Genomic DNA, 26,726 nt, shown 5'->3' with positions numbered 1-26,726 from the left:
GGCCCGCGGCCATGAGGTGTTCATCAATGCCTCGATCTCGACGCCCTGCTGGCCGTCTCCGCCACCCTGCCGGACCTGGTCGGCCATGACGTGCCGGGCCAGGTGGTGAAGGCCGGCCGCTCGAGCCGGCGCTACTCGCTGCCCGAGCACGTGCGTGCGTCCTGAGCCGTCACCGGGACAGGCGATCCCCGACCCTGAGCGGCTTCGCTCACGTACCTTTTGCGCCCGATCGTAAAGCGGCCCACACTGCGCCTCTCCTGTTAAGCTTCAACCCAGAGAGGCGCCTGCCGTGACATCCCGGGACACAACAACGACGGCCCTGCCGACGCCCCTGCTGCTTCTGATGGCCGTCGCCACCGGCATTTCGGTGGCCAGCAACTACTACGCCCAGCCGCTTTTACATACCATCGCCGGCCAGCTCGATCTCACCTATTCGAGCGCCGGCATTATCGTGACCACCGCCCAGCTGGGCTACGCCGCCGGATTGCTGCTGCTGGTGCCGCTGGGCGACATGGTCGAGCGCCGCCGGCTGGTGGTGATCATGATGCTGCTGGCCACCGCAGGCCTTGTGATCAGCGCGCTGTCCAACAATCTCGCCGTACTACTGCTGGGCACCGCCATGACCGGCGTGTTCTCGGTGGTCGCCCAGGTGCTGGTGCCCCTGGCGGCTACGCTTGCCGCGCCCGAGCAGCGCGGCCGCGCCGTGGGCACCGTGATGAGCGGCCTTCTGATCGGCATTCTGCTGGCGCGCACCTTTGCCGGTGCCCTGTCGACGCTGGGCAACTGGCGGCTGGTCTACATGGTCGCCGCGATCCTGATGCTGATCACCACACTGCTGCTGTGGCGCGCCCTGCCCCGGCTCACTACCCATGCCGGCCTGAGCTATATTGCCCTGATCCGCTCGGTGGGCCACCTGCTGGCGACCCATCCGGCGCTGCGCCTGCGCGCCACCCTGGGGGCGCTGACCTTTGCACTGTTCGCTGCCTTCTGGACGCCGGTGGCCTTTCTGCTGTCGGCACCGCCCTGGCAGTTCAACGATGCCACCATCGGCCTTCTGGGGCTGCTGGGTGCCGCGGGCGCGCTGGTGGCGCCCTGGGCCGGGCGTCAGGTGGACCGCGGCCGGGCGCGGCTGACCACCACCTCGGGACTGGTGCTGCTGCTGGTGGGCTGGCTGCCACTGCTGGGCGCCGAGCACTCGCTGGTGGCGATCGTGGTCGGCGTGCTGGTGCTGGATATCGCCGTGCAGCTGGTGCATATCACCAACCTCAACATGGTCTATCGCATCGACCCCGACGCCCGTAATCGGCTCAATGCCGCTTATATGGTGAGCTACTTCCTGGGCGGGGCGGCCGGCTCGCTGGCCTCGGCCTGGCTGTATGGTCACACGGGCTGGATGGGCGTCACTATCTTCGGCATTGCCATCAGCCTGGCGGGGCTCATGATCTGGTGGCGCGGGCAGCGCCATGAAGCCGGTCTGTCGGCATAGTATCGCCAGGGGCCCTGCGCACCGGAAAACGTTTTTTACTGACAGACGTTATTGTGAACTCGCCCTTTCGCACTATGTTTGGGGTAGATGCACGGCCCGGGACAGGAGATCCCGCCGCCGGCCCCATTCGCCATGACAGGAGCCACCATGACCACACGCCCCATGAACGCCCTGATTGCCGGTGCCAGCGGCATTATCGGTCACGCCACTGCCCGCACCCTCAAGGCCGACGGCGCCAGCGTCAGAGGGCTGGCCCGCCACGAGGTGGACGGCATGGAGACGATCCGTGCCGATCTGACCGACGCCCATGCCACGGCACAGGCCATCGCCCGGGAGGCGGCCGACACGACCCATCTCTTCTATGCCGCCCTCGCCCCGGATGACAGCCTCTCGGTGGAAGCCGAGCGCAACGCCGCGATGCTGGCCAACCTGCTGGACGCCCTGGAGGCGGCCGAGGCACCGCTTGAGCGGGTCGTGATCTATCAGGGCTTCAAGATCTATGGCATCCATCTGGGCGCTGATGTGCCCACCCCGGCCCGGGAAAGCGACCCCGGCCATATGCCGCCCAATCTTTATCAGGCGCAGGAGGCCCAGCTGGCCCGGCGCGCCGAAAATGCCTCGTGGGATTACGTGGCGCTGCGCCCGGATGTCATGGTCGATGGCAACGTCCATGGCAACCCCATGAACATCGCGCTGGTGGTCGGCGTGTTCGCCACCCTGTCAAAAGCGCTGGGACTGCCACTGCGCTTCCCGGGCAGCGAGCAGGCCTATCGGGTCCTGATGCAGTTCACCGATGCCGATCTGCTCGGGCGCGCCAGTCTCTGGGCGGCCAGCACCAAAGGCATCGGTGGCGAGGCGTTCAATATCACCAATGGCGACGTGTTTCGCTGGCAGCGCCTCTGGGAGGATGTGGCCGACTATTTCGACATGGCCACGGCCTCGCCGGTACCGCTGGATCTGCCCACCCACATGGCCGACAAGGGCGATCTCTGGCGCGACATTGCCAGCCGCCACGATCTGGTCGAGCCGGATCTGTCGAAGCTGGTGGGCTGGAACTTCGGCCATTTCATCTTCAACACCGAAACGGACGTCATCTCGGACGTCAACAAGATCCATGATGCCGGTTTTCAGGAGACCGAGGCGGCACGCACCTCGCTGCTGCGCGCGCTGGATACCCTGCGCGCCAATCGCATTATTCCCTGAAGCATGATCGCGACCGAAAAAAGCCGGCCCGCCAGATGGCGGGCCGGCTTTTGTCATCTTCACCCCTGCGACATGCGCCGTACAGGGGCCGACATTACTGCGCCGGCTGCTGCTGCGCCTGAGACTGCATGGACTGCAGCTGCTGGTAGAGCTCCGGGTCCATGTCGATCAGACGCTGCTCCAGCGCCTGGTCACGCGAAGCGTCGGTGCCGATCTGCTGATACTGCTGCACGGAGAGGTCGTGCTCCTGCAGGGAGTCTTCCGTTTTGCTCTGGAACTCCTGCATCAGCGACTGCGCCTGCTGCTGATCTTCCACGTTCTGGCTGGCGAGATTCTGGATGACCGGAATCATGTCGCGATTGACTTCCAGAAACGCGCGCAGCTCGTCGTCGTTGTACTGATCCGACAATGTGCCAGGCTCAACGGGCTGGGGCTGCTGCATCTGTGCCGGGGCCTGCTGCTGGCCCTGCTGCTGAGCCTGGGGAGCGCCCTGGCTGCCGGCCATGGCCATCGGGGCGGTAAGCATACCGGCCGTCATCAGGGCCGCGCCGAGCATCGAAACGGGCTTTTTCATGGTGAACTCCGCAAAAAGAATTTGATTCAATGTACTGTAGTCATCGCAGGGCGTCCAGAACGTGACGACCCGCCGGCGTCGCGGCGCCCGGCGCTACCTCATACAACGCCCCGATGCCGGGGACCACTGCAGAGAGTGTCCACATGCGTGAAGGCCTGATTATCCTCGACCGGGATGGCGTGATTAACGAGGACTCCATCGAGTTCATCAGGAGTCCGGAGCAGTGGCTGGCCTTCCCCCAGGCGCTGGAAGCCATCGCCCGCCTGCATCAGTGCGGCTGGACCATCGCCGTGGCGACCAACCAGTCCGGCCTCGCCCGCGGCTATTTTGATGAGGCAACGCTCGAGGCCATGCACGACCGGATGCATCGCGAGGTCGAAGCCGCCGGCGGACGGATTTCGCATGTCGTGTATTCCCCCCACGGTCCGGATGAGGAAAGCGAGACCCGCAAGCCCAGGCCGGGGCTCTTGTATCAGATTCGCGATCTCTGCCGGCTCGAGTGCCTCGATGACGCCTGGATGGTCGGTGACAGCCTGCGCGATCTGCAGGCCGGCCAGAGCGCAGGATGCAAGACGGCGCTGGTGCTGACCGGCAAGGGCGAGATCACCCGGGGCGATCTGGATCAGCTCGAACGCCCCGAGGAGGTCGTGATTGCCGACTCCCTGCTCGATTTTGCCAATCGTCTGCTCTCCGAGGACCCGACCATGACCGACCCGCAACGCTAGCGGCCTGCGACACCGGCGCGCACGATGACGTCGGCGTCACGGGCGCGTTGATACCGGCAGATTTCCTTTACACGGCATTGTTCACACGAGTGGCGCAATCATGACAGAGATCAGCACGATCAAATCGGACATCGTCATCGTCGGCGGTGGTATCGCGGGCCTGGCCATGGCGGCTCGCCTGGCGGGTCGCACCGCCTTCACCATCACGGTGCTGGACAGTGACCGCGCCCCCGGGACACCGGATGACACGCTCGGGCTGCGCACCACCTCGCTCAACAGTGCCGCGCTGGCGCTACTGGAAGAGGCCGGCGTCATGGCGCATCTGCCGGCGCGCTTTCTGACCGATTTCGATCGGCTCGAGGCCGGCAGCCGAGACGCCCCGAGTGCCCTGAGCTTCAGCGCCAACGATATCGATCTGGATCGCTTCGGGATCTTCGTCGAAAACGACCGCCTGCGCCACGCGCTGTGGCAGACGCTCAAGGCGCAGCCGCAGGTCACCCTGATCAGCGAATCGCGTCTGTCCTCGCTGCAGCGTCACGACGACCGCGTGGATGGCCTGCTGGATGACGGCCGCTCACTCGAGACCCGTCTGATCATCGGCGCCGACGGGGCCCGCTCTCAGGTGCGGCATCTGGGCGGCATCAGCAGCCAGCAGCGCGACTACGCCCAGGAAGCCATGATCATCAACGTGCGTCTGGCCGAACCCGCCGGCAACACCACCTGGCAGATCTTCACCCCCAGCGGACCGGTGGCGCTGCTGCCGCTGCATGACCGACAGGCCTCGCTGATCTGGTATGACCGTCCCGGACAGGTTCAAAAACGCATGGCCATGGACGATGATGCTCTGCGCGCCGCCATCGAGGAGGCCTTTCCGACACGCCTGGGTCGGATCGAGGCCATCATCGAGCGCGGCCGCTTCCCGATCCGCCGGCTGCACGCCCAGCGCTATGCGGGCAAGCGACTGGCACTGATCGGCGATGCCGCCCACGTGATTCATCCCATGGCCGGTCAGGGCATCAATCTGGGACTGGCCGATGTGGTGGCACTGTCGGATGCGCTCGAGCAGGAGAGCGACCCGGGCGCCGGCCATGCGCTGAGCGGCTACCAGCGCCGCCAGTGGCCGCGCAACGCCGCCATGCTGACCGGCGTCGAACAGCTCCACCATCTCTTCACCCTGCCCTTCGCACCGCTGCGCTCGCTGGCAGAAAGGGGCCTGAAGGGTGCCGACCGCATGTCACCGGTCAAGCGGTTCATGATGTCGCTGGCCACCGGTCAGCCGTTGACGACCGGCAAGGACCACAACCGTCATGACACCCGCGAGTGACATCGATGATGTCCTGACGTTCTGGTTCGAGACCCTGTCACCCAAACAGTGGTTTCGCCGCGACGACGCGCTTGATAACACCATCGCCACACGCTTTGGCGCGCTGCTGAATGCGGCGCGCCAGGCCGAGCTGACCCACTGGCGCGACAGTGACCGCGGCCGCCTGGCCGAGATCATTGTCATCGATCAGTTTTCGCGCAACGTCCATCGCGGTGACCCGCGCGCCTTTTCTCATGATCCGCAGGCACTGGTGCTGGCCCAGGAGGCGGTACGGCTGGGCTGTGACCGGCGCCTGTCGCTGAAGGAGCGCCCGTTTCTCTACATGCCGTGGATGCACAGCGAATCCCTGATCGTTCATCGGGAGGCCGTGCGGCTGTTCGATCAGCCGGGCCTCGAGCGCCATCTCGAGGTGGAGCAGCGCCACCTGGCCATTCTTGAGCGCTTTGGCCGCTATCCACATCGCAACGAGGCTCTTGGCCGCGTCAGTACCGACGAAGAACGGGCCTTTCTGACCACCCCCGGCTCATCGTTCTAGCAGCGGCCGCTGTTTCACGTGAAACATCATGATCAAAAGCACAATGATCAGGGCAGAATGACAAGCCCGGAGTGCTGATTGGGCAGTTTCGGGCGCGCCCCGGAATCGGGATGGGTCAGCGTATGCCGGCGATGGCTCTGAAACCGGTAGGCGTCCGGGTCCGCGACATCCCGCGGGCCGGGGCTGCCATCGACCAGCGTGGTAATGGTGCATTGATCCAGATGCTCGATCCGGCCTACGCCTGCCGCCTCAAGCTTGTGACAGGCAATGGCGCCGAGTGCCAGATGGCGCGGCCGGGGCGACATGACCTCATCAGGGATCGACAGGGACGCCCTGAACCGCGCCACCAGCGCCTCGCTGACCTCGTAGGCCTGCGCTCCGGCCGCCGGCCCCACCGCCGCGACCCACTCCGACAGATCACCCCAGCGCTGCCTGGTGATACGGGCCAGCATGGCCTCGATAATGCCGTCCAGCAGCCCGCGCCAGCCGGCATGCAGGGCACCGATAAACTGCCCGCGGCGATGCGCCAGCAGGATCGGCAGACAGTCGGCCGTCACGATCGATACGGGAATGCCCGGCCGGTCGGTAAGAAAGCCATCGGCCTCGCCGCACGGCTGACCCGGCCGATCGATAGTGACGATGCGCGTGCCGTGCCCCTGCTGCTTGTGAGGTCGTGCCGCCTCGAATCCGATGAAGACATCGGGCATCAGCTGCTGTCGATGACCGAAGCCATGCGCGATCGAGGCAATGCCGGCCAGCAGGGAGGATTGAATCATGAACGGGGTTCCGATAACGCGAATGGCGCCATTGTAGATGCTTCCGGCACGGGATGACGCTACCTGCATCAGGCAAAAAAAAGCCTGCCAGGGGATGGCAGGCGACAAGAAACATTCTTGCAAGGGATCATTCAAGGGAACACTGACTTTGAGTCGTCCCGTGTCCAGGAGTTCCTGCCAAGAGCAAAAAATTTTCGATGAGCCTCATCGATTTTGATAGCGTGCTAACGGATTACGGCTGTGTCAGACTCGACGCATCCGTTGGACCCGACCCTTCAAGGAATCTCTCAATGCCCTCCCCTCGTCTTTTTGAACCGCTGACACTCGGCGGCCTCGAACTGCCCAATCGCATCCTGATCGCGCCGATGTGTCAGTACTCGGCACGCGACGGCAACGCCACCGACTGGCACACCATTCACCTTGGCCATCTGGCGCTCTCCGGCGCCGGGTTGTTGATTCTGGAAGCCACGGCCGTGTCGCCGGAAGGCCGTATCAGCCCTGATGATCTCGGGCTCTGGAACGATGACAACGAGCAGGCCCTGCAACAGACGCTGGACGCCGTGCGCGCCAACTCGGACATGGCGCTGGGCATTCAGCTCGGTCATGCCGGCCGCAAGGCCTCCACGCATGTCCCCTGGGAAGGCGGGGCCCAGATCGCCCCCGACGCGCCGCGCGGCTGGCAAACCCTCGCCCCCTCCAGCATTGCCTGGAGCGAGGAAGAAAACGCCCCGCACGCCCTGACCATCGAGGAGATCGGGGAAATTCGCGAGCAGTTCAGGGCGGCCGCCGAACGCTCGGCGCGACTGGGCATCGAGGCGATCGAGATTCACGCCGCCCACGGCTACCTGCTGCACCAGTTTCTCTCGCCGCTGTCCAATCAGCGTGATGATGCCTACGGCGGCAGTCTGGAACACCGCATGCGCCTGACGCTCGAGGTCTTCGATGCGGTTCGGGAGGTCTTTCCGCCGGAGCGGCCGGTGGGCATCCGCATCTCTGCCACCGACTGGGCGGACGGCGGCTGGCATGTCGAGGAGAGTCAGGCGCTGGCCCGCGAACTCGACGCCCGCGGCTGCAGCTTCATTCATGTCTCCAGCGGCGGGCTGACATCAGCCCAGCAGATTCCGGTCGGCCCGAGCTATCAGGTGCCATTGGCGCGCGCCATTGGTGAGGTGGTCGAGATGCCGACCATCGCCGTGGGGCTGATTACCGAGCCGGAGCAGGCCGAGGCCATCGTGGCGACCGGCGATGCCGACGCCATCGCGCTGGCCAGAACCATGCTCTATAACCCGCGCTGGCCGTGGCATGCCGCCGCTGAGCTGGGTGCGCAGGTGACAGCGCCGAATCAGTATCTGCGGTCACAGCCGCGTCAGTATGCGGACCTGTTCGTGAATCAGTAGGACTTAAAGGAGAGGCTACCTGGCAGCCTCTCCTTTAAGATTGAGCATGTTATTTGTTCATATTCTCCATTACAATATTATTCAGATCGGCTGCCGTATAAATCACTCTTTTTTTAAACTCATTCATTATATTTAAAAACACAGATGACATGGTGTCCAGTGTTGTCCGCGTGTTTAAATAATGCGCTGCGCGAATACCACAAACATCATGATCTTCACTAACCTTTTTTACTTGCAGCCCCATAATCGACAAAAGGCGAGCAAAATTCGTTTCCAAGAAACATATCATATGCGGACGATCAAGAATGTCGAGCAAAACAGCTACATAGGCATACAAGCCGGGGGTGATCAATCTGTTAGTCATGGTTTCAGAAGTTGATTTTCTAAACCCACTGGCGACGACAATACGAGAAACTTCGCATATCTTTTCACGCGGTATCGCTGAAACATCGATGTCTTCATTATAAAGATTCATACCACAATGATCTTCCACCGGCAGCCTCTCATATTGCGTCGGTACAGGAATAACGATACGAGTACATCCTGCTATCTCGCCTGTTTTCCTGGATACAATAATCAAAGGAATGGCATGATTGTCATGAGGGTCCTTTTCCTGACCTTCCAACAGCAATTCGGAAAGTTCATACCCCAACTCTTGCAAAAAAACCTTATATCTTAAATCGTAAACAGCAAACTTATCCTTTTCAGACAAAGCAACCCTGACATCGAAATCGGTAAAAAATCTTTCTACAATATCCATGACATCCTCATGTAACCTCACTCAAAATCATACTTCACCTGGTCGACCCAAATAATAGCCTTGCGCATAAGCAACGCCATATGATTCGAGGACGGCCAACATGTCTTTATTATCGACAAATTCTGCAATAACCGATTTCCCAAAGCCATGAGCAATATCGGCAATCGATTTAACAATCAGCCTGTCTTTATCATTCCATAGCATGTTTTGCACGAAAGACCCATCAATTTTTATGTAATCCGATGGTAATTGATCAAGGTAATGAAAGCTGCTGAAGCCCACTCCAAAATCATCCAGTGCTATTTTACAACCCAGTTCGCTGATGCCCTGGAGTACGTTTCTTGCCGTGGCCAGATCAGCCACGGCGGCCGTCTCGGTAATCTCGATAATAATACGAGAGGGGCAGACACGATGACCCTGTATCTCGTTTTCAAGAAAGCATTTGATGGACTCGTCATGAAGGGATTGCCCCGAGAGATTAATGGCAAGACTTGTCTGTTCATCGCTGAATCGACTCAACAGGGCAACGGCTTCCCTGACCACCCAGCGGTCCATCTCGACAATCAATCCGAAACGTTCGGCCACGGGGATGAAAGCGCCCGGCATATGAAGCGTGCCGTTTTCATCTCGCATTCTCAGCAAAACCTCGTAGTGTTTCACACTGAAGTCATCGATACGAACGATCGGCTGAAGCATCAGCGTGAACCGGTCAGCAGCCAGCGAGGCACGAATGAGCTCGACCCAGTATGCGCTCTCCTGCAGCTGCTCGCGGGACTCGTGGACGGAAGACAGCAGATGCCATTTTTGAGTGCTCTTTTCCTTGGCCTTGTACATCGCAAGGTCGGCACTGGCCATGAGATCCGTTTCGTTGTCCCCATGCTCGGGATACAGCGCGATACCAATACTGGCCATGGCCCGATGGTGACGCCCTCCTTCCGAAAACAGGATACTTTCAAGTCTCTCGTGAACCTTTTCCGCGGTGTCCACGGCCTCCCGTGCGTCGGCTGACTCGAGGAGAATGGAGAACTCATCTCCTCCCTGACGGGCCACGATGCACTCCCCGGCGAGCTCGCTGGCCAGCGCGTCTGCAACCAGACGCAGAAGCTGGTCGCCGGCATGGTGGCCGCCGAGTTCATTGACCATCTTGAATTGATCAAGGTCGAGGTACAGCACGGCACCACGAGTGCCGCGTCCGATAGCGGCCTCGAGTGCCTGCTGGAAAAAGCGTCGGTTATAAAGGGAGGTCAGCGGATCACGATGTGCCAGCCATTCGAGCTGCTGTTCGGCCTTCTTGCGCGCCGAGATATCAAGGCCCACGGAAATGCGCTGCGCTGTCTTGTCGCTGCCGCCCATGGTGGTATGAACCCAGGTAATGATCCTGTCTTCCCGGCCGGCGCCCTTGACGATACTTTCATGCTGTTCGATCGATTGATCGATGAGTCGCGCAGGATAATGAAATATATCCCTGAAGCGCTGGCCGATCAGCTGTGCCCTTTCCATGCCCAGCAATTCAAGTGCATATTGATTGACCAGCGTAATGCGTCCCTGATCATCCTGAGTCAATATAAGTACATGGGCCGTATTCAAAAGGCCGGCGATAAAATCCTTTTCGCGGGAGAGCTCCACAAGTCTTTCGTTCAGCTGACGCCCCTTTGAATCGACCTCGTTTTCAAGAACTTCCAACTGATTGGCCAGCTTCTGGGCCGTCTGCCCCAGCAGATCGATTTCATCATGCCAGACGCCGCTTTTCTGGCTCGCATGCTGGCGAATCCTGTCGAAACCGCCCTGGGCCAGTACCGGCAATAAATGGGTAAGGCGTCTGAGCCGGGCCATGGGACGCCACATGATGCCAAAAAGCAGTACCTCGGCAGTCAACCATCCGCTCAGTGCGATCAGTAATATATAGCTGGTTGTCCGATTGATGGTGGCAAGCTGCTCGGTGACATCGGAGGTCAGTATAAAATAACCGTTGTTGCTCTCCTTTTCGGCCTCGATGGGCATGGCCAGCAGTTCGTAGGCTCGATTGTCATGTCTGATGATTCGAGGATTGCCCAGAAGGTCATGAAACGAAAACCTGTCGGCAGCTGATTGCAAAAGCGCCAGCGTGGCTTGTTCACTGGTAATGGCCGTAATGGTCATCGACCAGTCGGCAAGATAATACCCATCTGCGGACTCTCTGTTATCGGTATCCAGCAAAAGGGCAATATTGCCGTCTGCATTTTGCAGGGCGTAAAGGGCGATATCGGCCAGCGGTCTTGCCACCATGACAATGCCAACGCTGTCACCTTCAAAAAGAATGGGCACAATCGCATACTGTCTGCAGTCCTGACGACAAAACACCTTGTTTTCAGGCATTTCACTATTGCCGACATTTTTGATCCATCGGGCAACGAGATCACCATCAACGTCTGGCTGGGATCGGCCCATGTGCAAAAAGACACCACCGTCGGTATCGAATACCGTCACCTCTTCAAGACCGCTCCCCAGCTGCAGGGTAGGCCACTGTGACTCGAGAATCTCTTCTCCCGCCGCCACGTCCCGTTTGGCCAGTGACTCCCCCAGACTTTCCGAAGCGGCCACGATACTGGCAAGCTGTCGCAGATCGCTGCTGTCACGCTCGATGGAGACATCGATCTCCTTGATTTGCCTTTTATAATTATTATTTTGCATGACCTGAAACTGGTGTGTCATGTTGATATGACTGACAAGAGTAAATACAGAAGCCAGTCCCAATAATACGAGACTGGTCAAAACTATGGCACGCCATTTAAGACTGAAGAACTTCTGTTTCATATCTGCTGTCCGGCCTCTCTAGCGTGTGTCACGATCAAAATAAAAAGGAGGCCTGAAACATCAACATATCCCAGTATCTGTCGAGATCGTCACGTTCATTATCTGCAGGCGGAATCCAGCCCGTACCATCAATATTGTGATATTCGGCAGATAAAAGAAAATTGGTTCGCGGCTGCCATTTGAGCCCCAGCGTCAGATCCCTGGCAAACCTGGAGTGGGCGGGGCCCCGGTTGTCATTTTCATACTGTCGACCACTGCGATCATGCCAGTCGTTGGCCATGACATCGTAGCGCACCAGCCAGCGCCAATCCTCGAGCAACCGGCGGTCATACTGCAGGTACCAACTCTCTCCAATGACACTCTGGTTCAGATCCGGCATATCAAGTCCGCTGATCTTTCTTCTTCTAAGCGCATATTCCGTTGTCAGGCTCCAGTCCGCGCTATTATATTGAGCTGACAGTGCTATCGGCTGGAATTTGAATTTCCCTTCACCAGCTTCCTTAACACCCGAGTCAAATTCTGCATTCACATCGGCGACACTGAATGCAAAAACCATTCTTCCGCCGTCATGCTCATAGCGAATCTGAGCCAATGTAGAAAATTCTTCATTCATTGTGACGGCAGGATGATCGCCAGAAATATCTAGAGCGGATTCTGCATCGCCGTTTAAACTTGGCCAACCTCCTTCTATCGAAAAATAAAGAATGCCATTTTTTAGTCTTTCTTCATTATAAAAAAGGACGCCATCAGACGCTAAACCAAAAGACCGGGTTCTATCAAAATAAATAGACTGAGGAAGCAATATTCCTGGCCGCGTGAATGCGATATCCCTGGTTTGATTATATATACCAAATGGGTGCTTTATTCTTCCAATCTGGATTCCGAAAGCTCGAGAATTGTTGGCAAATAGCTGATAATCCAGCAGTCCATAGTCCAGCTTCGGCTCATAGTCACTATTGTCATCGCCGGCCCGGCGACTCAGGACCTGAGCGGACACCAGCAGATCACTGGTCGGCCGCATGGACACATTGGCGCCGACCTCGGTGTATTGCAGGCTGCCGCCGCCATGACTACTGGGGCCAAAGAAGTCGTTGTGTCGGCTGATGATCAGCGCCTGGCTCAGAAAGCCGTGTGCCTGAACGGTATCGAAGACATCGGCCCTTGCCGGCGTCAGGCCTGCCCCCATCGTGACGAGTGCCAGTACGGCGGCGCATCGGTGATGACGCGGCCGATTACTCCACCGAAAGAACGCTGACGCTATCATCCACGGCTCCTTTTTCCAGATAGCCCAGTCCGCCTGGTGTACCGGCCACGCGCTGTCGCATTTCTTCAACCGATTTGACTTCATTGGGCGCCTGTCCCGTACCGGAAAACACCAGCCGGTCCCAGGAAAGGCGCAGTTGATGGGGGTAGACGCCCAGGATTTCCTTGGTGAAGCGCTCATGCAGGGGGTGCTTGTCCGGCAGCACGAAGACATGGGCCGCCCCGCCATCAGGCAGCGTACGCTGGCGCATGGCAAAGATGGCGCGCACGGTCTCCCGGGTCATGATGTCAGGGGGTGTCGAGGGGTTGGCGATCAGTACCACCGGCTTCTGGGCATACGCTGCCTGGCCGCAACACAGCAGCAACATGACCATCGATACAAGTATTAATATGCCTTTCGGCATTCTCCAGGCTCCCCGCCCCTGCCAGAAAAAAAGCCGCTTCCCGCTACCTCCGGCAGCATGCATCGGCACGTCTCTTCAGTGGTGGTCTGATATGAGACGCCATCATGCCCGTGCGGCAGCGGTATCAAATGCCCGAGAAGCAACAGTTCACCCGTGCATATCGTCATCCACCAGGCTTTTTATCGTTTCTTCTACGGTCACCGCCCGGCAGAAGACTGTCATGACCGTCCTGTATCGATGCCTTGTCGTTACCCTTCTACGAGATAATAACGATTATATTAGAAGGTGACATGTGCAGATGGGATGATGAGCGGCGCACTTTTCTCTTAATTGGAAAAAATTTAATTATTATTATCTTTTTAATATTCTTGACGGTCATGCGTCAGCTTTTGTCATTACCCGGGCGGGCAGCGACAGGAAAGCAACGGGCGGGAGCCCGGATGGCAGGTGTCATGAAAAAATCGCCCCGGGCAGGGGCGATCGTCAAGCAGGGCAGGCGCGATCAACCGGCATCGGTGGCAACTTCAGCGGCGGCGAGCGTAATGGTTTTCCTGCTGTTCCTGGCGCTGCTTGGCCTCGATGGAAAGCGTGGCGGTCGGCCGCAGCAGCAACCGCTTGAGCCCGATGGGTTCGCCGGTTTCCTCGCAGAAGCCGTAATCGCCTTCGTCGATACGATCGAGCGTGGCGTTGATCTTGCGCCACAGGCGCGTTTCACGATCGGCCTGGCGCAGAGTATAGCGCAGCTCTTCTTCGCTGGCCGCGCGGTCGCTATCGTCACCGCTGCTTTCCGCCATGCCGATGCTGTCCCGCATCTCTTCCAGCGTCGCTTCGACTTCTTCGCGCTCCTTGAGCAGCAACTGGCGGAAATATCCCAGCTGTGCATCGTTCATGTAGTCCTCAGCCGGCATGGCAAGAAGCTCTTGTTCGTTGGCAGGGATATTGACTGTCATGATGCTTCGCCTCACTGAGTCCGTTCAAAAAAGCGTTCTAACATAGCAGAAAACCGACGTAACAGGGCAAGTATGAGCAACCGTTCAAATTCATCCTGGCCTCACGGCGTCGGTTATCCTGTCCACGAACGACATTACGGGGAGACCACATGATCACCATGGATGATTCCGGCGCCGCGCCGGCAGATGGCCGGCAGTCAAGCCCGGCGGCACAGCGCAACCGGGGGCCGCTGCTGGACGTACTGAAGACCCATCTCGCCCCCGGCGCGCGCGTGCTGGAAATCGCCAGCGGCAGCGGCGAGCACATCATGCATTTTGCCCGCGAACTGCCGGCCAACGACTTTACGCCCAGCGACATGCACCCCGGGGCACTGACGTCGATCAGGGCCTGGCGAGAGGCGCTCCAGCGCGAGGCACCTGACGCCCGGCTGCACCCGCCCCTGGCGCTGGACGTCGGCCACGACCCATGGCCACTGAATGATCGATTCGATGTCATGCTCTGCTTCAACATGATTCATATCGCGCCCTGGCAGGCCACGCTGGATCTGTTCGATGGCGCCGCGCAGCATCTGACCCCACAGGGCTGGCTGCTGCTGTACGGCCCCTTCAGCCGCAACGGCGTCCATCATGCCGAGAGCAACGCCGCCTTTCATCAGAGTCTTCAGGCCCGGGACAGTCGCTGGGGCGTGCGGGATCTGGAGCAGGAGGTGCTGCCGGCCGCGCGCGATGCCGGGCTGGCGCTGGCCGATATCATCGAGATGCCGGCCAACAACCTCTGCGTCCGGCTGTCGCGTACGCGCTGACAGCAAAGGCTACTGGGATTCGCGCACGTGCTCGAGGGCATCGCTGGAGATATAGCCGTGCTCATGAGCGTGTTCGGCCATGGTCAGACTGTCGGAGGCCAGCACCAGCGTGCAGTCGTTGTTGTGCTCCTTGTCGATCTGGTCGGACAGCGCTTCGATGGCCTGCTGACGGCCGGCATCATTGCTGACATCACGGATGTAGACCGTGCGGATGCGCCCGGGATAGTCCCGCACGATGTCGGTATAGACTTCCGGGTCATGCTGGCCGCTGTCGCCGATCAACACAAAGGGCAGCGGATCATAGAGCTCGAGCATGGTCTCGATCAGCTCGCGCTTGTGGTCTTCCGCCTTGCGCGGCAGCGGATGCTGAACGGTCAGCCCCCATTCGCGCAGAAACAGGATCGGCCCGACCGGAATGCGATTGAGTCGGAAAAACGCCTCCAGCATCTCGTAGATGCTCCAGGGCGCGCGCGAGACATACAGCAGCGGACGCTGACAGTGCTGATCGCCATCACCGACGTGAAACCCCCGATAGAGCGCCGCCACGCCCGGAAAGGCCATGCGCTGCTCGGCGCGGGCAATAAAGAGGTGATACATCATCTTCAGCTTGTTGGCGACGCCGGTATACATCACCGTGTCGTCGATATCGCTGATAACCGCAAAGTCGATGTCGGCCGGCGGAATGTAGATGTCCGCCACGGCATCCCCTCCGGCCCCGTTATTGGCGCGGGTGCTTTTGTGATCCTTGCTCGGCGACAGGATACGCAGATGCGCCTCATGCCAGATCCGGTCGCCGGGCAGCGGCGTCCCGAGCCGGATATGGGCATTGAAATAACCGTCCCGGTCGGTAGTGACCGTGACCGTCTCCCCGCCCAGCTGAATCTGGACATCGATATACTTGATGCCCCAGCGCACCGTGCGTCGCACGATATCGGCCAGATCGCGCCGCCACGAGCCTTCGGGCAGATCCAGATTGAAACCGGGCTGGCGAAACACGCGCCCCATCAGAAAGACCTCCCGATGGGTGCCGTAGCCGCGGTAGGTATGAATCAGTCGGCCACCATGAACCCTTTCCGACTTGGCCGGACGCGCCGCCACATGAAGCAGCTTCTTGAGTCCCTTGATCAGGGTAGCGAAAGAGCGACGTGGCATTGAGCTTAACCCGTTTAAGGACATTGTTTCCCGGAAGTGGCGAAATGAACACGCCGTTTTATTGCGTCATGCTCAAGAATAGCCGCACCACACGCCCCTGTCGCCCGCCGGGCGCCTGATGACAGGCGCGTATCACCAGCAGTCTCCCTGATGCGCCGCGCCGGAAAGCCCCGCGACAATGCCACTGCCGCCCTGCAGCGTTCACTGCCGGGCGGGCATAAAAAACCGCCTGCCCGAGCAGACGGTTGTGACACCAGGGCCGTGGCCGGACGATCAGCGATTGCCGCTGCCATCCGCCGTGCGCGGGCCGCTGCGACGACGCCGCCGCGCCGGGCGCGCCTGCTCATCACCGCTGTTGCCGCCGCCATTGCCGCGTGAGCGGTTGTTGGACCCACTGCGACCGTTACCGCCACCGTTGCGACCGCCACCACCACTGTTATGGCGCGCCTGACCACTGCCCTGGCGACGCTGACCGCCGCCCGGACGCTGCTCGCGCTCATCCGGTGTTTCCGGCACAGCGCGGCTGAAGTCAAAGCCTTCGGCGGTGGCCACCGGAATGTTGCGCCCGATCAGCTTCTCGATCTGCTTGAGCTGGCCCTTCTCATCCGGCATCACCAGCGACACCGCCTGCCCGCTGGCCCCGGCACGACCGGTACGGCCGATGCGGTGGACATAGTCGGACGGCGTCTTGGGCAGTTCGAAGTTGACCACGTTGGGCAGCTCGGAGATATCGATGCCGCGCGCGGCCACGTCGGTGGCCACCATGATCTGCACTTCGCCGCTCTTGAAGCCGGACAGCGCCGCGGTACGGGCATTCTGGCTCTTGTTGCCGTGGATCGCCGCCGCCGTGATGCCGGCCTTCTGCAGATGCTGGGTGACACGATTGGCCATGTGCTTGGTGGCGGTAAAGACCAGCGCCTGCGACCACTGATGATGGGTGATCAGATGGGTCAGAAGCGCCATGCGCTGAGGCTTGTCGACCATGTAGATCGACTGATCGACGCTCTCGGCCGCCGTATTGCGCGGCGCCACATCGATGCTGACCGGGTCGTTCAACAGCGTGCCGGCCAGCTCGCGAATCTCCTTCGAGAAGGTCGCCGAGAACAGCAGGTTCTGGCGCTGCTTCGGCACCAGCCGCAGAATCTTTTTGATGTCGTGGATAAAGCCCATGTCCAGCATGCGATCGGCTTCATCCAGCACCAGGGTCTCGACCTCATCCAGCCGCACGGCCTTCTGGCCGACCAGATCCAGCAGGCGGCCCGGACAGGCGACCAGGATATCCACACCGTCGCGCAGCCGCGTGATCTGCGGGTTGACCTTGACGCCGCCGTAGACCACATCGCTTTTCAGGCGCGGACTGAGATGGACACCGTATTTCTCGACCGATTCACCGATCTGGGCAGCCAGCTCGCGGGTCGGGGTCAGGATCAGGGCACGGACCGGACGCTTGCCGCTTTGAGGCTGGCGCGACAGCCGCTCCAGGATCGGCAGGGTAAAGCCGGCGGTCTTGCCGGTGCCGGTCTGGGCTGCCGCCAGCACGTCGCGGCCTTCAAGGCAGGCCGGAATGGCCTTTGACTGAATGGGCGAAGGTGTCTGGTAGCCAGCATCTTCAAGAGCACGCAAAAGCTCGGGCGACAGCCCAAGTTGGGAAAATGACATCGACAGGTCGTCTCATGGCGCTATCGGATGCTGGCGTCTTCTTCGCGAGAGCGACAGCGCCGTGACAGCGCAGGGGGAATGTTCGGATGACGGAGGCAGGCCAGCGGCCTGCCCGTGCGAAGAGGAGCGCCAACATAGGGGATTTGCGCGCCGATTGCCAGCGTTATCGTGTGCCCACCGTACACATCAGCGTGCCGGTGCGGCCTGATCCGTCTCGTCAGGGTCTTCAAAATGCAGTCCCCAGCCGGTGGCGGCGGCAAACAGCATGATCACCAGCAAAAACCAGCCGTGGAAGACAAACGGGAAGACTTCGGTGGGGGCCACGACCGGCAGCCAGTCATACTGGCCCTGCATGGCCGTGATCGTGCCCCAGCCCAGCAGTACCGGCGCCCCCCAGGGGAAGATATAGCCCAGCGCCGAGGTTACGGCATCGAGCATGTTGGCGCGACGATAGCGATGGATACGGTACTTCATGCCCAGCTCACGCACGAACGGCGCGGCGGCAATCTCGGCGGCCGTATTGATGGTGATCGCCGAGTTCAAAAGCGCCACGATGCCCCAGATGGCCAGCTCCGCCCGGCGTACGGAGTCGCCGATCCAGCGCGTCAGGCCCTTTGTGACAGCGCTCATGGTGCCGCCGAGCCTGAGCAGATGGGCCGTGGCCACGATCAAGAGGATCAAAATCGCCATGTTGACGTAGCCGCTGACGCCATCCACCAGCGCGCCGGTCACCACGCTGTCGCTGTCGGGGTCAAAGCCCATGATGTCGCTCGGCGCGGCCAGGCCTGCCACCACGATCATGATGGATGCCGCCACGATGCCCCAGGTCAATGAGGTGATCAGATGGTGGCCGCGCAGGGCCAATACCAGAATCAGCGCAAAGGGAATGAGCATCAAAAGCCCGGTCGGATCGGTCTGGTCCATCATCGTGTTCAGGGCGTCCTGATTGCCCCCCACATCACCGCTGGCATTGCCCAGCAGCACAAAGAGCACCAGCGACGGCACGGCCGCCATGATCGAGTACTTGAAGCGGCTTTTGACCACGCCCGGCACGTCGGCGTCCTGGGTGGTGGCCGAGACAATGGTGGTGTCCGACACCGGGGCGAGGTTATCGCCAAAGATCGCGCCGGCCAGAATGGCCCCGAACAGCACCACCGGGTCACAGCCCAGCGCCACGCCGGCGGGATACATCAGCGTCGAAAACGCCACCGTGGTGCCGTAGCCGGTGCCCACCGCAGTGGAAAAGACCGCCGCCAGCACGAAGGTCAGCCCCACGAAAACGCCGCCGCTGGCACCCGAGATGCCGCCCAGCCAGACCAGACCTTCCACCAGCCCGCCGGTCTGCAGCACCTGAGCGAGCATGCCGGCATAGAACCAGGCCACCACGGCCACCACGCCGATCGGCTGGGCCATGCCGCTGAAAAGTCCCTGGGCGTAGGCGTCCCAGCGGCTTTTGCAGAATAAAAGGCCCAGCGTCAGACCGAACAGACAGCCCATGACCAGGCCGATCTCGGAGGACAGGCCCAGCACACTGGTGATAATCGCCCAGCCGACAAAAAATATCAGCGGGATGGCAGCCCCCAGCGCGCCAAGGCGAAAGTTCAGGCTCGGCGCTTCCAGGGAGGTCGTTGTAGAGTTGTTCGATGTGTCCGTCATGCCGTCTCTTCTATCGTCGTCTGAAAGAAAGCATTGGGGCGCCGGGGCATCATCGCCCGGGCGCCTGCCGGCAGCCCGGAGCATCCTGTCATTCCCGGGCGCGGCATTGCATTATTGTCGCGAGAAGTGTGACCCGCCCGGACAGGCGGGACAACCGCCCTGGACCAATGGGCGGTCGGCATACAAGGACCTCGTGCCCTGCGCCAGGCGCTCGGCAAATGGTGTCACACAGGAGCTTCGTCGATTGACCCCGCCACGCCACAACCAACGCCGCACGGCCACGCTCTGCCTGCTGGGGGCCCTGCTTTTGTATATCGTCAGCACCTGGTATCAGGCCCGCTTGCCGGCGCTGGACTACGTTGCTGCCTTTGCTGAAGCAGCCCTGATCGGCGGCATCGCCGACTGGTTTGCGGTCACGGCGCTGTTTCGCCACCCGCTGGGGCTGAAAATTCCGCACACGGCGATCATCCCGCGCAACCGGGCGCGGCTGGGCCGCAGCCTGTCGGGGTTTATCCGCGAGAATTTTCTGTCCGAGACCTATGTGCGCGACAGCGTGCGCCGCTTCGACGTGGCCGGCGCGCTGGTCAGCTGGCTGTCGCGACCCGAGCGGCGCGCCATGGTCGCCGAGCGCCTGACCGGGGCGATGAGCACCTCGCTGTCGGCGGTGCGTCAGAGTGCGGCGCGGGTGTTTCTCACCCGCACCCTGCGCCATCACCTGGGCCGTATCAATACGGCTGCGCTGATGGGCAGCGCCCTGAGCGTACTGGCCGCCGAGGGGCGCCATCAGGCGCTGCTGGACGACTCGCTGGCCCGGCTGTCGCGCTGGCTCGAGGTCGAGGACAACCAGGAGCGGGTCAAGCACTTCATTACCGATACCGTCTTCAAGCTGTTCAATCCGCGTGTCATGGGACGCGAGGTCAGCATGCACCGGCTGGCCGGCTGGCTGATCAACGAGCGTATCGTCGAGCAGAGCGCGCGGCTGATCAGCGAGGTCAGCGACGACCCCGATCACCCGCTGCGTCATCACCTCGATCACCAGTTTGCCGAGTTCATCGAGCAGCTGCGCCATGACCCGGCCTTTGCCCGTCGCCTCGACCGGCTACGCGACGACCTCCTCGATAACGACCGCCTCAGCGACTATATCGCCGGCGTCTGGGAGGAGCTGATGGACTGGCTGGCCCGCGATCTGGTGGCCCGGGACTCGCAGTCACGCGCCTGGCTCGAGCACTTCATCGACTACTACGTGCGCACCCTCGAGCACGATGCCCCGGCGCGTGCGTGGCTCAACGAGCAGGCCGTGACGCTGCTGCCGGCGCTGGTCGAGCGCAACGGGCCGCGCATTGATGCCTACATCCAGCGCTATCTGGACAGTCTCGACAGCGACGAGATCGTCGACCAGATCGAGAAGAACGTCGGCAACGATCTGCAGTTCATCCGCATCAACGGCACGCTGGTTGGCGGCCTGATCGGGGTGGTCATTCACGCCCTGACCCAGCTGGCGCTGACGCTGGCATCATAACCTTTCCGGCCTGCCGGGCAGTTACTCCAGAGTGACAAACACCGAGCGGCGCGGCTGACCGTCAACTGCCCGGCTGATATGGCCGCGCCCGGTGGTGTCTTCACACAGCAGGATGTCACCGGTGTTTAATCGCCGGGTCTCGCCGCTGCCCACGGTAATGTCCACGCTACCGTCGAGCATCAGGATGTACTGACGCTGTGGCGCGTTGTGCCAGCTGTAGTCATAGTCCGGGGCGGTTTCACGAAACACCAGACCGGTGGCCGGAATCTTCACCGACAGCCGGCCGATCTCGGCATTACCGCCCACCTCGATCTCCAGATCCTCGAAGTGGGACTCGCCATCCTCACCGGCATACAGTCTCGTCACATGCATCAGGCGCTCTCTTTTGGTGCTCCGGAAACCGCAATGGTGCACCTTTATGCCGATTCGACCTGTGCCGTTCATGCCGACAGTCCATGCGATGTGGGCGGTCAGACCTCAGTCTGGAGAAAGAAACCTGCAGGGCATGTTTCACGTGAAACATGGCCTTTCACGGTCACCGCACTTCCTCTTTCGGCGTCATAGTTTTGCTCTCTACCATGCGATAGGACTAATCCATGAAGATACCGTGGTACCTTCCGCCTTCGGAGCCGATCGTGACCGGCACCCATATGATCCGGACAGGATGTCAAAAGAGGAGCATGGCATGTCAGATAGAAATAACGAACTGACCAACCGACAGGGGCACCCTGTCACCAACAATCAATCCCAGCGCACGGTGGGCAGTCGCGGCCCGGCGACGCTGGAAAACTATCAGTTTCTGGAAAAGATCAGTCACTTCGACCGCGAGCGCATTCCCGAGCGCGTGGTCCACGCCCGCGGCTTTCTGGCCTACGGCGAGTTCGAAGCCACCGGCATGATCGGTGACGAGCCGGCGTCGAAGTACACTCGCGCCGCACTCTTTCAGGAAGCCGGCAAGAAGACCGACCTGGCGCTGCGCTTCTCGACCGTTATCGGCGGTCGCGACTCCTCGGAAGCCGCCCGCGACCCGCGTGGCTTTGCGGTGAAGTTCTACACCGAGGACGGCAACTGGGACCTGGTCGGCAACAACCTGGCCGTGTTCTTTATCCGTGATGCGATCAAGTTCCCGGACGTGATCCACTCGCTCAAGCCGGACCCGGTCACCTTCCGGCAGGAACCCAACCGCATCTTCGACTTCATGAGCCAGACGCCTGAAGCGATGCACATGCTGACGCACCTGTTCAGCCCGCGCGGTATTCCGGCGTCCTATCGCCACCAGGAAGGCTTCGGCGTCAACACCTACAAGATGGTCAACGCTCAGGGCGAGACGGTCCTGGTCAAGTACCATTTCCATCCGCAGTGCGGCGTGGCCAGCCTCACCGCGGCCGAAGCCGCCAAGGTGCAGGGGCAGGATCTGGGCTCGGCCTCGAAGGATCTGTATGAGGCCATCGAGCGCGGCGACTATCCGAAGTGGGACGTCTTCGTTCAGCTCATGGAAGATCATGATCATCCCGAGCTCGACTGGGACCCGCTGGATGACACCAAGATCTGGCCGGAAGATCAGTTCCCGCTGCGCAGGATCGGTGTGATGACGCTCAACCGCAACGTGCAGAACTTCTTCGCCGAAAACGATCAGATCGCCATGGGCACCGGCGTGCTGGTCGACGGCCTGGACTTCTCCGACGACAAGATGCTGGTCGGGCGTACCTTCTCCTACTCCGATACCCAGCGCTATCGCATCGGGCCCAACTACCTGCAGCTGCCGGTCAACCAGCCGAAAAATGCGCGCGTGGCCACCAACCAGCGCGACGGTCAAATGGCCTATGAGCAGGGCGTGGCGCAGGGGCAGAACCCGCACATCAACTTCGAGCCGTCGATCCACAACGGCCTGCAGGAGTCTGATCGCGACGAGCCCAACCATCCGCCGGAAGTTCGCGGCCAGCTCACGCGCAGCGTCATCGAGCGTCGCAACGACTATGTCCAGGCGCGCGGTCGCTACAACACCATGCAGGACTGGGAGCGCGAAGACCTGACCTTCAACATGGGCGACATGCTGAGTCAGTGCGAGCGTGACGTACAGGAGCGCATGCTGTGGCACTTCTGGATGGTCCATGACGACTACGGCAACCGCGTGGCCGAAAAACTCGGCATGAGCGTGGGTGACGTCAAGCATCTCCAGCCGCTGGCCAGACAGGTCCTCACCGACGACGACAAAAAGCGTCTCGAGAACCTGGGCAACAACGGTGACACCGTCAGCGCCGAAGGCTGGGGCCAGTGGACCAGCTCGGTCACCAACCGTCAGGTGACTGCTGAAGAAGTTCTCAGCGGCAAGCTCTGATCAGCAGCATCAGGTCGGGCGCGTCCCGGCCCTGATGTCTGTTTTCAAAAAGAACCGGCGCCTTCTGGCGCCGGTTTTTTATATCTGCCGGTATCGTGCGCCCGGCTTGTTCGCCGTGACACTTCTTGTATTTGCTGCCACAGGGGCAAGGATCATTGTGGCCGATATCCTTCAACGCGTTGCGCGTGGGCTTTTGCACACCGTGGCTGCAATTCGGACCATGGATGTGGCCATGCTCATGATGATGATCGTGCCGGCAGTTGGGGCTGTGCACATGGGGCTGATTCCTGAGGCGGTTTACGGTGGTCGTGATTCCATGACCATCGACGCCGCGCGCCAAAAGAGCAGCCCTCGAAAGGGCAATATCGATGCCCGTCCACCCTGCCCCGATATTTTTTGACATGTCCTCTTGAAAAGACGCCTGCCGGCCCTGTTTTCCTGACCAGTGACGCCCGGCAAAAAAAGAGACAGGATTTTTTTCAGGGAAGACTTGAAACGCCAACAGGCGACACTATTTAACATAATGTCGCGGCAGCTGGCGCCATCAGGGCGGCTGACGCGAGCGTAGATGCCGCCCATGCGGGTCTGCGATTTCTCAATCACGGTAGTGACGAACTTTGCTGTCCATCAGGAGGTTTTATGAACACCATGACCCTTTCTCCGCTCTTTCGTCGCAGCATCGGCTTTGATCGACTGAATGATCTTTTCGAACAGGCCATGCACAACGATGCGCCCAGCTATCCGCCCTACAACGTCGAAAAGCATGGCGACAACGACTATCGCATTGCGATAGCCACGGCCGGGTTTGCCGAGGAAGAGCTCGACGTCAACGTCGAAAACCGCGTACTGACCATTACCGGTGGTCGCAGCAACAGTGACAGCGACGATTCAGGGGTTACGTATCTGCATCGTGGCATCTCCAGGCGCTCGTTCCGGCTCTCCTTCCGGCTTGACGAGAATATCGAGATCCAGGGCGCCAGGCTTGAAAACGGCCTGCTGATGGTCGACCTGCTGCGAGTGGTGCCCGAGCAGCAGCGCGCCCGTCAGATCCCGATCAGTTCCAACCAGCGCGCGCTGACCGACCACTCGAGCCGGACAATGTCTGCCGCCGAGCCCGCTAGCGCCTGAGTGCGTTGGCTCGCTCGATCAGGGCGATCAATGCGCCGTTAAAAAAGGCCCCGCCGACGCCGGCGGGGCCTTTTGCTGTGTGAGAAAAGGGTCAGGGCGCGGCCTGACGCTCCCAGGCGGCCAGCACGGTGCGCTCGGACTGCGCCAGATACTGCTCCAGCAGCGCCACGGCCGCGTTGGTGTCGCCGGCGTCAAAGGTCTCCAGCACCTGCTGGTTCATCTCGACATAGGGGCCGTGCAGCCACTCCCGGTCGGGCATGAGGGCGAAGGCGAGGCGCAGCTCGGCCAGCACCCCGCGAAAGAAGGCATCCAGCCGCGGGCTGTCCGCCAGCGCCACGATCTCTCCGTGAAAGGCCATGTTGGCCGTGCCCACCGCCTGCCAGTCCTGCTGCTCGCTGAAGGCCCGGGCATCCGCCACTGCCGCACGCATCCCCTTCACTGCCGGATGGCAGGGCCAGGCCTCGCTCAGCGCGCGGCACTCGATGAAGCGTCGTAGCCGGTAGATTTCAACGATGGAGGCGGCATCGGGCCGGGTCACGAAGACGCCCCGATGGGGCTGATGGGTCACCAGGCCTTCATGGGCCAGGGTGCGAAAGGCCTCCCGGAGCGTGTTGCGCGATACGCCCAGGCGCTCGCACAGCGCCATTTCCGACAGGCGCTGCCCCGGGGCAAACGCCCCCTCCACCAGCAGCCGTCGAATGCCGTTTGTGACGGTCTCGCCCAGCGGTCTGCTTCTGTTTTCCAGGCCCTGCGTTGTCATTGAAGCGCCATCTTGATCATGCCGTTTGAAGGGTCTCCCAGTGTTCCCGATAAGGATGCCCGCCGACAAGCCTTCCAGGCGCACCATAACGGCGCCCTTCACCTGCCCAATGCACCACAATGGAACGCAAGTCGAATATCACACCGCGATCGGCCCCGGTATTGTTGAACAATCAACGTCGACAAGTTCTACAAGCCCCGGTCGCTCTGCCGGTTGTGGCACGACAATTGCTGGCAGGGCCTGTCATCCTTCCCCATCGGAGCCCCTGATATGGCAGCACCTTCTGACGCCGGGTTCGCCCGCTCCCGGCGCGCCTCGCTGATCGGCGCCGTCTTTTTGATGGCCACCTCGGCCGTCGGCCCCGGCTTCATCACCCAGACCGCCACCTTTACCGCCACGATGGGCGCCGCCTTTGCCTTCGGCATTCTGGCCTCGATCCTCATCGACCTGGTGGTGCAGCTCAACATCTGGCGGGTGGTCACCGTCACCGGCCTGCGCGCCCCCGAAGTGGCCAACGCCGCGCTGCCCGGCAGCGGTTATCTGCTGGCGATTCTGATCATCGTCGGCGGGCTGACCTTCAACGTCGGCAACATTGCCGGCGCCGGTCTGGGGCTCAACGCCCTGGTGGGGCTAGACACGACATGGGGCGGGCTGATCAGCGCCGTGATCGCCGGCGCCATTTTCTCCTCCCGGCGGGCCGGCGTGGCCATCGATCGCATCATTGTGGTGCTGGGCATGGTGATGCTGGCGATGACGGTGTTCGTGGCGTTTGCCTCCCATCCGCCCGTGGGCGAGGCGCTGCGCCAGACCGTGATGCCCGACACCATCAACTTTGCCACCATCACCACCATCGTGGGCGGCACCGTCGGCGGCTATATCACCTATGCCGGCGCCCACCGCCTGCTGGATAAAGGGCTGGGCGGGGTCGACAACGTCGATACCGTTTCACAAGCCGCCCTGCGCGGCATTCTGGTCACCGGCGTGATGCGCTATATCCTGTTTCTGGCCATTCTCGGCGTGGTCGCCAGCGGCGTGGTCATCGACGTCTCCAGCCAGAGCGCCAATCCGGCCGCCCAGGCCTTTCAGGCCGCCGCCGGCGAGCTGGGCCTGCGCGCCTTCGGCCTGATTCTCTGGGCCGCCGGCATCACCAGCATCATCGGTGCGGCCTACACCTCCATGACCTTTCTGAGCGCCTTTCGCCCCGGCATCAGTGAAGACGTGCGCAATCGCGCTACGCTGATCTTTATCGCCATCTCGCTGATCGCCTTTGTGTCGGTGGGCACGCCCCCGGCGGCGCTGCTGGTCTTTGTCGGCGGTTTCAACGGACTGATTTTGCCGGTCGGCCTGACGCTGTTCATTTATGTCGCCTGGCGCCGAAGCGATCTGATGCACGGACACCGCTACCCGCGCTGGCTCCTGATCTCGGGGGCGGTGGTCTGCGCGCTGACCTGGACCATGGGCTTTAACGCCATCGGCCCGATCTTTGACTTTCTGACACCCTCTGCCTGAACCGGGAGTTTC

At 61.1% G+C, this 26,726-nt stretch carries 24 protein-coding genes; 11 read left to right on the top strand and 13 right to left on the bottom strand.

The features are described from left to right. Nucleotides 1-289 precede the first annotated feature (289 nt). Nucleotides 290-1,486, top strand: a complete 1,197-nt coding sequence (locus tag M1D97_RS01075; protein ID WP_456268897.1) for an MFS transporter — start codon at nucleotides 290-292, stop codon at nucleotides 1,484-1,486. A 147-nt stretch (nucleotides 1,487-1,633) separates the two neighbouring features. Then, entirely contained in the window at nucleotides 1,634-2,689 is a 1,056-nt protein-coding gene (locus M1D97_RS01070) for an SDR family oxidoreductase (protein ID WP_456268896.1), read from the top strand. 94 nt (nucleotides 2,690-2,783) lie between these two features. Here the strand turns inward: M1D97_RS01070 and M1D97_RS01065 are convergent, their stop codons facing one another. Continuing rightward, on the bottom strand, nucleotides 2,784-3,263 hold the full coding sequence (locus M1D97_RS01065) for a hypothetical protein (RefSeq protein ID WP_456268895.1): 480 nt from the start codon (nucleotides 3,261-3,263) through the stop codon (nucleotides 2,784-2,786). A 143-nt stretch (nucleotides 3,264-3,406) separates the two neighbouring features. Here M1D97_RS01065 and gmhB point away from each other — a divergent pair, with 143 nt between their 5' ends. From gmhB to M1D97_RS01050, 3 genes are all read left to right on the top strand, one after another. Continuing rightward, nucleotides 3,407-3,988, top strand: a complete 582-nt coding sequence (gene gmhB / locus M1D97_RS01060) for a D-glycero-beta-D-manno-heptose 1,7-bisphosphate 7-phosphatase (RefSeq protein ID WP_456268894.1) — start codon at nucleotides 3,407-3,409, stop codon at nucleotides 3,986-3,988. Nucleotides 3,989-4,088: 100 nt separating this feature from the next. After that, nucleotides 4,089-5,312: an FAD-dependent oxidoreductase gene (locus tag M1D97_RS01055; RefSeq protein ID WP_456268893.1), complete on the top strand. Its 1,224-nt coding sequence runs from the start codon at nucleotides 4,089-4,091 to the stop codon at nucleotides 5,310-5,312. After that, nucleotides 5,296-5,847 carry a DUF924 family protein gene (locus tag M1D97_RS01050; protein WP_456268892.1) on the top strand — a complete coding sequence of 184 codons (552 nt, stop codon included), beginning with the start codon at nucleotides 5,296-5,298 and terminating at the stop codon, nucleotides 5,845-5,847. The genes M1D97_RS01055 and M1D97_RS01050 overlap by 17 nt, the downstream gene beginning before the upstream one ends. A 47-nt stretch (nucleotides 5,848-5,894) precedes the next feature. On the opposite strand, the gene M1D97_RS01045 is transcribed toward M1D97_RS01050, so the two are convergent. Further along, complete coding sequence (locus M1D97_RS01045) at nucleotides 5,895-6,623, bottom strand: laccase domain-containing protein (RefSeq protein WP_456268891.1); 729 nt, start codon at nucleotides 6,621-6,623, stop codon at nucleotides 5,895-5,897. A 290-nt stretch (nucleotides 6,624-6,913) separates the two neighbouring features. On the opposite strand from M1D97_RS01045, the gene M1D97_RS01040 reads away from it, so the two are divergent. Continuing rightward, complete coding sequence (locus M1D97_RS01040; RefSeq protein WP_456268890.1) at nucleotides 6,914-8,020, top strand: NADH:flavin oxidoreductase/NADH oxidase; 1,107 nt, start codon at nucleotides 6,914-6,916, stop codon at nucleotides 8,018-8,020. Nucleotides 8,021-8,069: 49 nt separating this feature from the next. Here M1D97_RS01040 and M1D97_RS01035 read toward each other — a convergent pair whose 3' ends face one another. The 5 genes from M1D97_RS01035 to dksA all read right to left on the bottom strand — a co-directional run bounded on the left by M1D97_RS01035 (nucleotide 8,070) and on the right by dksA (nucleotide 14,190). Then, nucleotides 8,070-8,780, bottom strand: coding sequence for a PEP-CTERM/exosortase system-associated acyltransferase (locus tag M1D97_RS01035; protein WP_456268889.1), 711 nt, complete (start codon nucleotides 8,778-8,780; stop codon nucleotides 8,070-8,072). A 27-nt stretch (nucleotides 8,781-8,807) separates the two neighbouring features. Continuing rightward, complete coding sequence (locus tag M1D97_RS01030; protein WP_456268888.1) at nucleotides 8,808-11,573, bottom strand: EAL domain-containing protein; 2,766 nt, start codon at nucleotides 11,571-11,573, stop codon at nucleotides 8,808-8,810. 34 nt (nucleotides 11,574-11,607) lie between these two features. Beyond that, nucleotides 11,608-12,837, bottom strand: coding sequence for a hypothetical protein (locus tag M1D97_RS01025; RefSeq protein WP_456268887.1), 1,230 nt, complete (start codon nucleotides 12,835-12,837; stop codon nucleotides 11,608-11,610). Further along, the gene (locus M1D97_RS01020) at nucleotides 12,806-13,204 is read right to left on the bottom strand and encodes a hypothetical protein (protein ID WP_456268886.1); all 399 of its coding nucleotides are present in this window, start codon (nucleotides 13,202-13,204) and stop codon (nucleotides 12,806-12,808) included. The genes M1D97_RS01025 and M1D97_RS01020 overlap by 32 nt, the downstream gene beginning before the upstream one ends. Nucleotides 13,205-13,764: 560 nt before the next feature. Continuing rightward, nucleotides 13,765-14,190 (bottom strand): RNA polymerase-binding protein DksA, encoded by a 426-nt coding sequence (dksA, locus tag M1D97_RS01015; RefSeq protein WP_456268885.1) that lies wholly within the window; start codon nucleotides 14,188-14,190, stop codon nucleotides 13,765-13,767. 149 nt (nucleotides 14,191-14,339) lie between these two features. On the opposite strand from dksA, the gene M1D97_RS01010 reads away from it, so the two are divergent. Next, nucleotides 14,340-14,993, top strand: coding sequence for a DUF938 domain-containing protein (locus tag M1D97_RS01010; RefSeq protein ID WP_456268884.1), 654 nt, complete (start codon nucleotides 14,340-14,342; stop codon nucleotides 14,991-14,993). Between the two features lie 9 nt (nucleotides 14,994-15,002). Here the strand turns inward: M1D97_RS01010 and M1D97_RS01005 are convergent, their stop codons facing one another. The 3 genes from M1D97_RS01005 to M1D97_RS00995 all read right to left on the bottom strand — a co-directional run bounded on the left by M1D97_RS01005 (nucleotide 15,003) and on the right by M1D97_RS00995 (nucleotide 19,460). Then, a complete protein-coding gene (locus M1D97_RS01005; protein ID WP_456268883.1) occupies nucleotides 15,003-16,145 on the bottom strand; it encodes an App1 family protein in 1,143 nt (380 codons plus the stop codon). A gap of 273 nt (nucleotides 16,146-16,418) precedes the next feature. Further along, nucleotides 16,419-17,804: a DEAD/DEAH box helicase gene (locus M1D97_RS01000; protein WP_456268882.1), complete on the bottom strand. Its 1,386-nt coding sequence runs from the start codon at nucleotides 17,802-17,804 to the stop codon at nucleotides 16,419-16,421. 186 nt (nucleotides 17,805-17,990) lie between these two features. Further along, the gene (locus M1D97_RS00995) at nucleotides 17,991-19,460 is read right to left on the bottom strand and encodes a Na+/H+ antiporter NhaC family protein (protein ID WP_456268881.1); all 1,470 of its coding nucleotides are present in this window, start codon (nucleotides 19,458-19,460) and stop codon (nucleotides 17,991-17,993) included. A 244-nt stretch (nucleotides 19,461-19,704) separates the two neighbouring features. Between M1D97_RS00995 and M1D97_RS00990 the strand changes: the two genes are divergently transcribed. Continuing rightward, a complete protein-coding gene (locus M1D97_RS00990; protein WP_456268880.1) occupies nucleotides 19,705-20,979 on the top strand; it encodes a DUF445 domain-containing protein in 1,275 nt (424 codons plus the stop codon). 21 nt (nucleotides 20,980-21,000) lie between these two features. On the opposite strand, the gene M1D97_RS00985 is transcribed toward M1D97_RS00990, so the two are convergent. Next, a complete protein-coding gene (locus M1D97_RS00985) occupies nucleotides 21,001-21,351 on the bottom strand; it encodes a hypothetical protein (RefSeq protein WP_456268879.1) in 351 nt (116 codons plus the stop codon). Nucleotides 21,352-21,664: 313 nt separating this feature from the next. On the opposite strand from M1D97_RS00985, the gene M1D97_RS00980 reads away from it, so the two are divergent. Then, nucleotides 21,665-23,317 (top strand): catalase, encoded by a 1,653-nt coding sequence (locus tag M1D97_RS00980; RefSeq protein WP_456268878.1) that lies wholly within the window; start codon nucleotides 21,665-21,667, stop codon nucleotides 23,315-23,317. Here the strand turns inward: M1D97_RS00980 and M1D97_RS00975 are convergent. Further along, a complete protein-coding gene (locus tag M1D97_RS00975) occupies nucleotides 23,301-23,819 on the bottom strand; it encodes a hypothetical protein (RefSeq protein ID WP_456268877.1) in 519 nt (172 codons plus the stop codon). The genes M1D97_RS00980 and M1D97_RS00975 overlap by 17 nt on opposite strands. Before the next feature lie 137 nt (nucleotides 23,820-23,956). Here M1D97_RS00975 and M1D97_RS00970 point away from each other — a divergent pair, with 137 nt between their 5' ends. Beyond that, nucleotides 23,957-24,445 (top strand): Hsp20 family protein, encoded by a 489-nt coding sequence (locus M1D97_RS00970; RefSeq protein ID WP_456268876.1) that lies wholly within the window; start codon nucleotides 23,957-23,959, stop codon nucleotides 24,443-24,445. Between the two features lie 91 nt (nucleotides 24,446-24,536). Here M1D97_RS00970 and M1D97_RS00965 read toward each other — a convergent pair whose 3' ends face one another. Then, on the bottom strand, nucleotides 24,537-25,205 hold the full coding sequence (locus M1D97_RS00965; RefSeq protein ID WP_456268875.1) for a GntR family transcriptional regulator: 669 nt from the start codon (nucleotides 25,203-25,205) through the stop codon (nucleotides 24,537-24,539). A 270-nt stretch (nucleotides 25,206-25,475) separates the two neighbouring features. On the opposite strand from M1D97_RS00965, the gene M1D97_RS00960 reads away from it, so the two are divergent. Next, nucleotides 25,476-26,714, top strand: coding sequence for an NRAMP family divalent metal transporter (locus M1D97_RS00960; RefSeq protein ID WP_456268874.1), 1,239 nt, complete (start codon nucleotides 25,476-25,478; stop codon nucleotides 26,712-26,714). Nucleotides 26,715-26,726 lie beyond the last annotated feature (12 nt).

The sequence above is a fragment of the Kushneria sp. AK178 genome (assembly GCF_053903105.1).
The sequence above is the reverse complement of the archived record's forward strand: the minus strand, read 5'-3'. Positions and strand labels throughout refer to the sequence as shown.

Bases quoted from the DNA above. Each gene is read 5' to 3' on its own strand.
- M1D97_RS01070 (WP_456268896.1), top strand. From the start codon at position 1,634: ATGACCACACGCCCCATGAACGCCCTGATTGCCGGTGCCAGCGGCATT.
- M1D97_RS01065 (WP_456268895.1), bottom strand. From the start codon at position 3,263: ATGAAAAAGCCCGTTTCGATGCTCGGCGCGGCCCTGATGACGGCCGGT.
- gmhB (WP_456268894.1), top strand. From the start codon at position 3,407: ATGCGTGAAGGCCTGATTATCCTCGACCGGGATGGCGTGATTAACGAG.
- M1D97_RS01055 (WP_456268893.1), top strand. From the start codon at position 4,089: ATGACAGAGATCAGCACGATCAAATCGGACATCGTCATCGTCGGCGGT.
- M1D97_RS01050 (WP_456268892.1), top strand. From the start codon at position 5,296: ATGACACCCGCGAGTGACATCGATGATGTCCTGACGTTCTGGTTCGAG.
- M1D97_RS01045 (WP_456268891.1), bottom strand. From the start codon at position 6,623: ATGATTCAATCCTCCCTGCTGGCCGGCATTGCCTCGATCGCGCATGGC.
- M1D97_RS01040 (WP_456268890.1), top strand. From the start codon at position 6,914: ATGCCCTCCCCTCGTCTTTTTGAACCGCTGACACTCGGCGGCCTCGAA.
- M1D97_RS01035 (WP_456268889.1), bottom strand. From the start codon at position 8,780: ATGGATATTGTAGAAAGATTTTTTACCGATTTCGATGTCAGGGTTGCT.
- M1D97_RS01030 (WP_456268888.1), bottom strand. From the start codon at position 11,573: ATGAAACAGAAGTTCTTCAGTCTTAAATGGCGTGCCATAGTTTTGACC.
- M1D97_RS01025 (WP_456268887.1), bottom strand. From the start codon at position 12,837: ATGATAGCGTCAGCGTTCTTTCGGTGGAGTAATCGGCCGCGTCATCAC.
- M1D97_RS01020 (WP_456268886.1), bottom strand. From the start codon at position 13,204: ATGTTGCTGCTGTGTTGCGGCCAGGCAGCGTATGCCCAGAAGCCGGTG.
- dksA (WP_456268885.1), bottom strand. From the start codon at position 14,190: ATGACAGTCAATATCCCTGCCAACGAACAAGAGCTTCTTGCCATGCCG.
- M1D97_RS01010 (WP_456268884.1), top strand. From the start codon at position 14,340: ATGATCACCATGGATGATTCCGGCGCCGCGCCGGCAGATGGCCGGCAG.
- M1D97_RS01005 (WP_456268883.1), bottom strand. From the start codon at position 16,145: ATGCCACGTCGCTCTTTCGCTACCCTGATCAAGGGACTCAAGAAGCTG.
- M1D97_RS01000 (WP_456268882.1), bottom strand. From the start codon at position 17,804: ATGTCATTTTCCCAACTTGGGCTGTCGCCCGAGCTTTTGCGTGCTCTT.
- M1D97_RS00995 (WP_456268881.1), bottom strand. From the start codon at position 19,460: ATGACGGACACATCGAACAACTCTACAACGACCTCCCTGGAAGCGCCG.
- M1D97_RS00985 (WP_456268879.1), bottom strand. From the start codon at position 21,351: ATGCATGTGACGAGACTGTATGCCGGTGAGGATGGCGAGTCCCACTTC.
- M1D97_RS00980 (WP_456268878.1), top strand. From the start codon at position 21,665: ATGTCAGATAGAAATAACGAACTGACCAACCGACAGGGGCACCCTGTC.
- M1D97_RS00970 (WP_456268876.1), top strand. From the start codon at position 23,957: ATGAACACCATGACCCTTTCTCCGCTCTTTCGTCGCAGCATCGGCTTT.
- M1D97_RS00965 (WP_456268875.1), bottom strand. From the start codon at position 25,205: ATGACAACGCAGGGCCTGGAAAACAGAAGCAGACCGCTGGGCGAGACC.
- M1D97_RS00960 (WP_456268874.1), top strand. From the start codon at position 25,476: ATGGCAGCACCTTCTGACGCCGGGTTCGCCCGCTCCCGGCGCGCCTCG.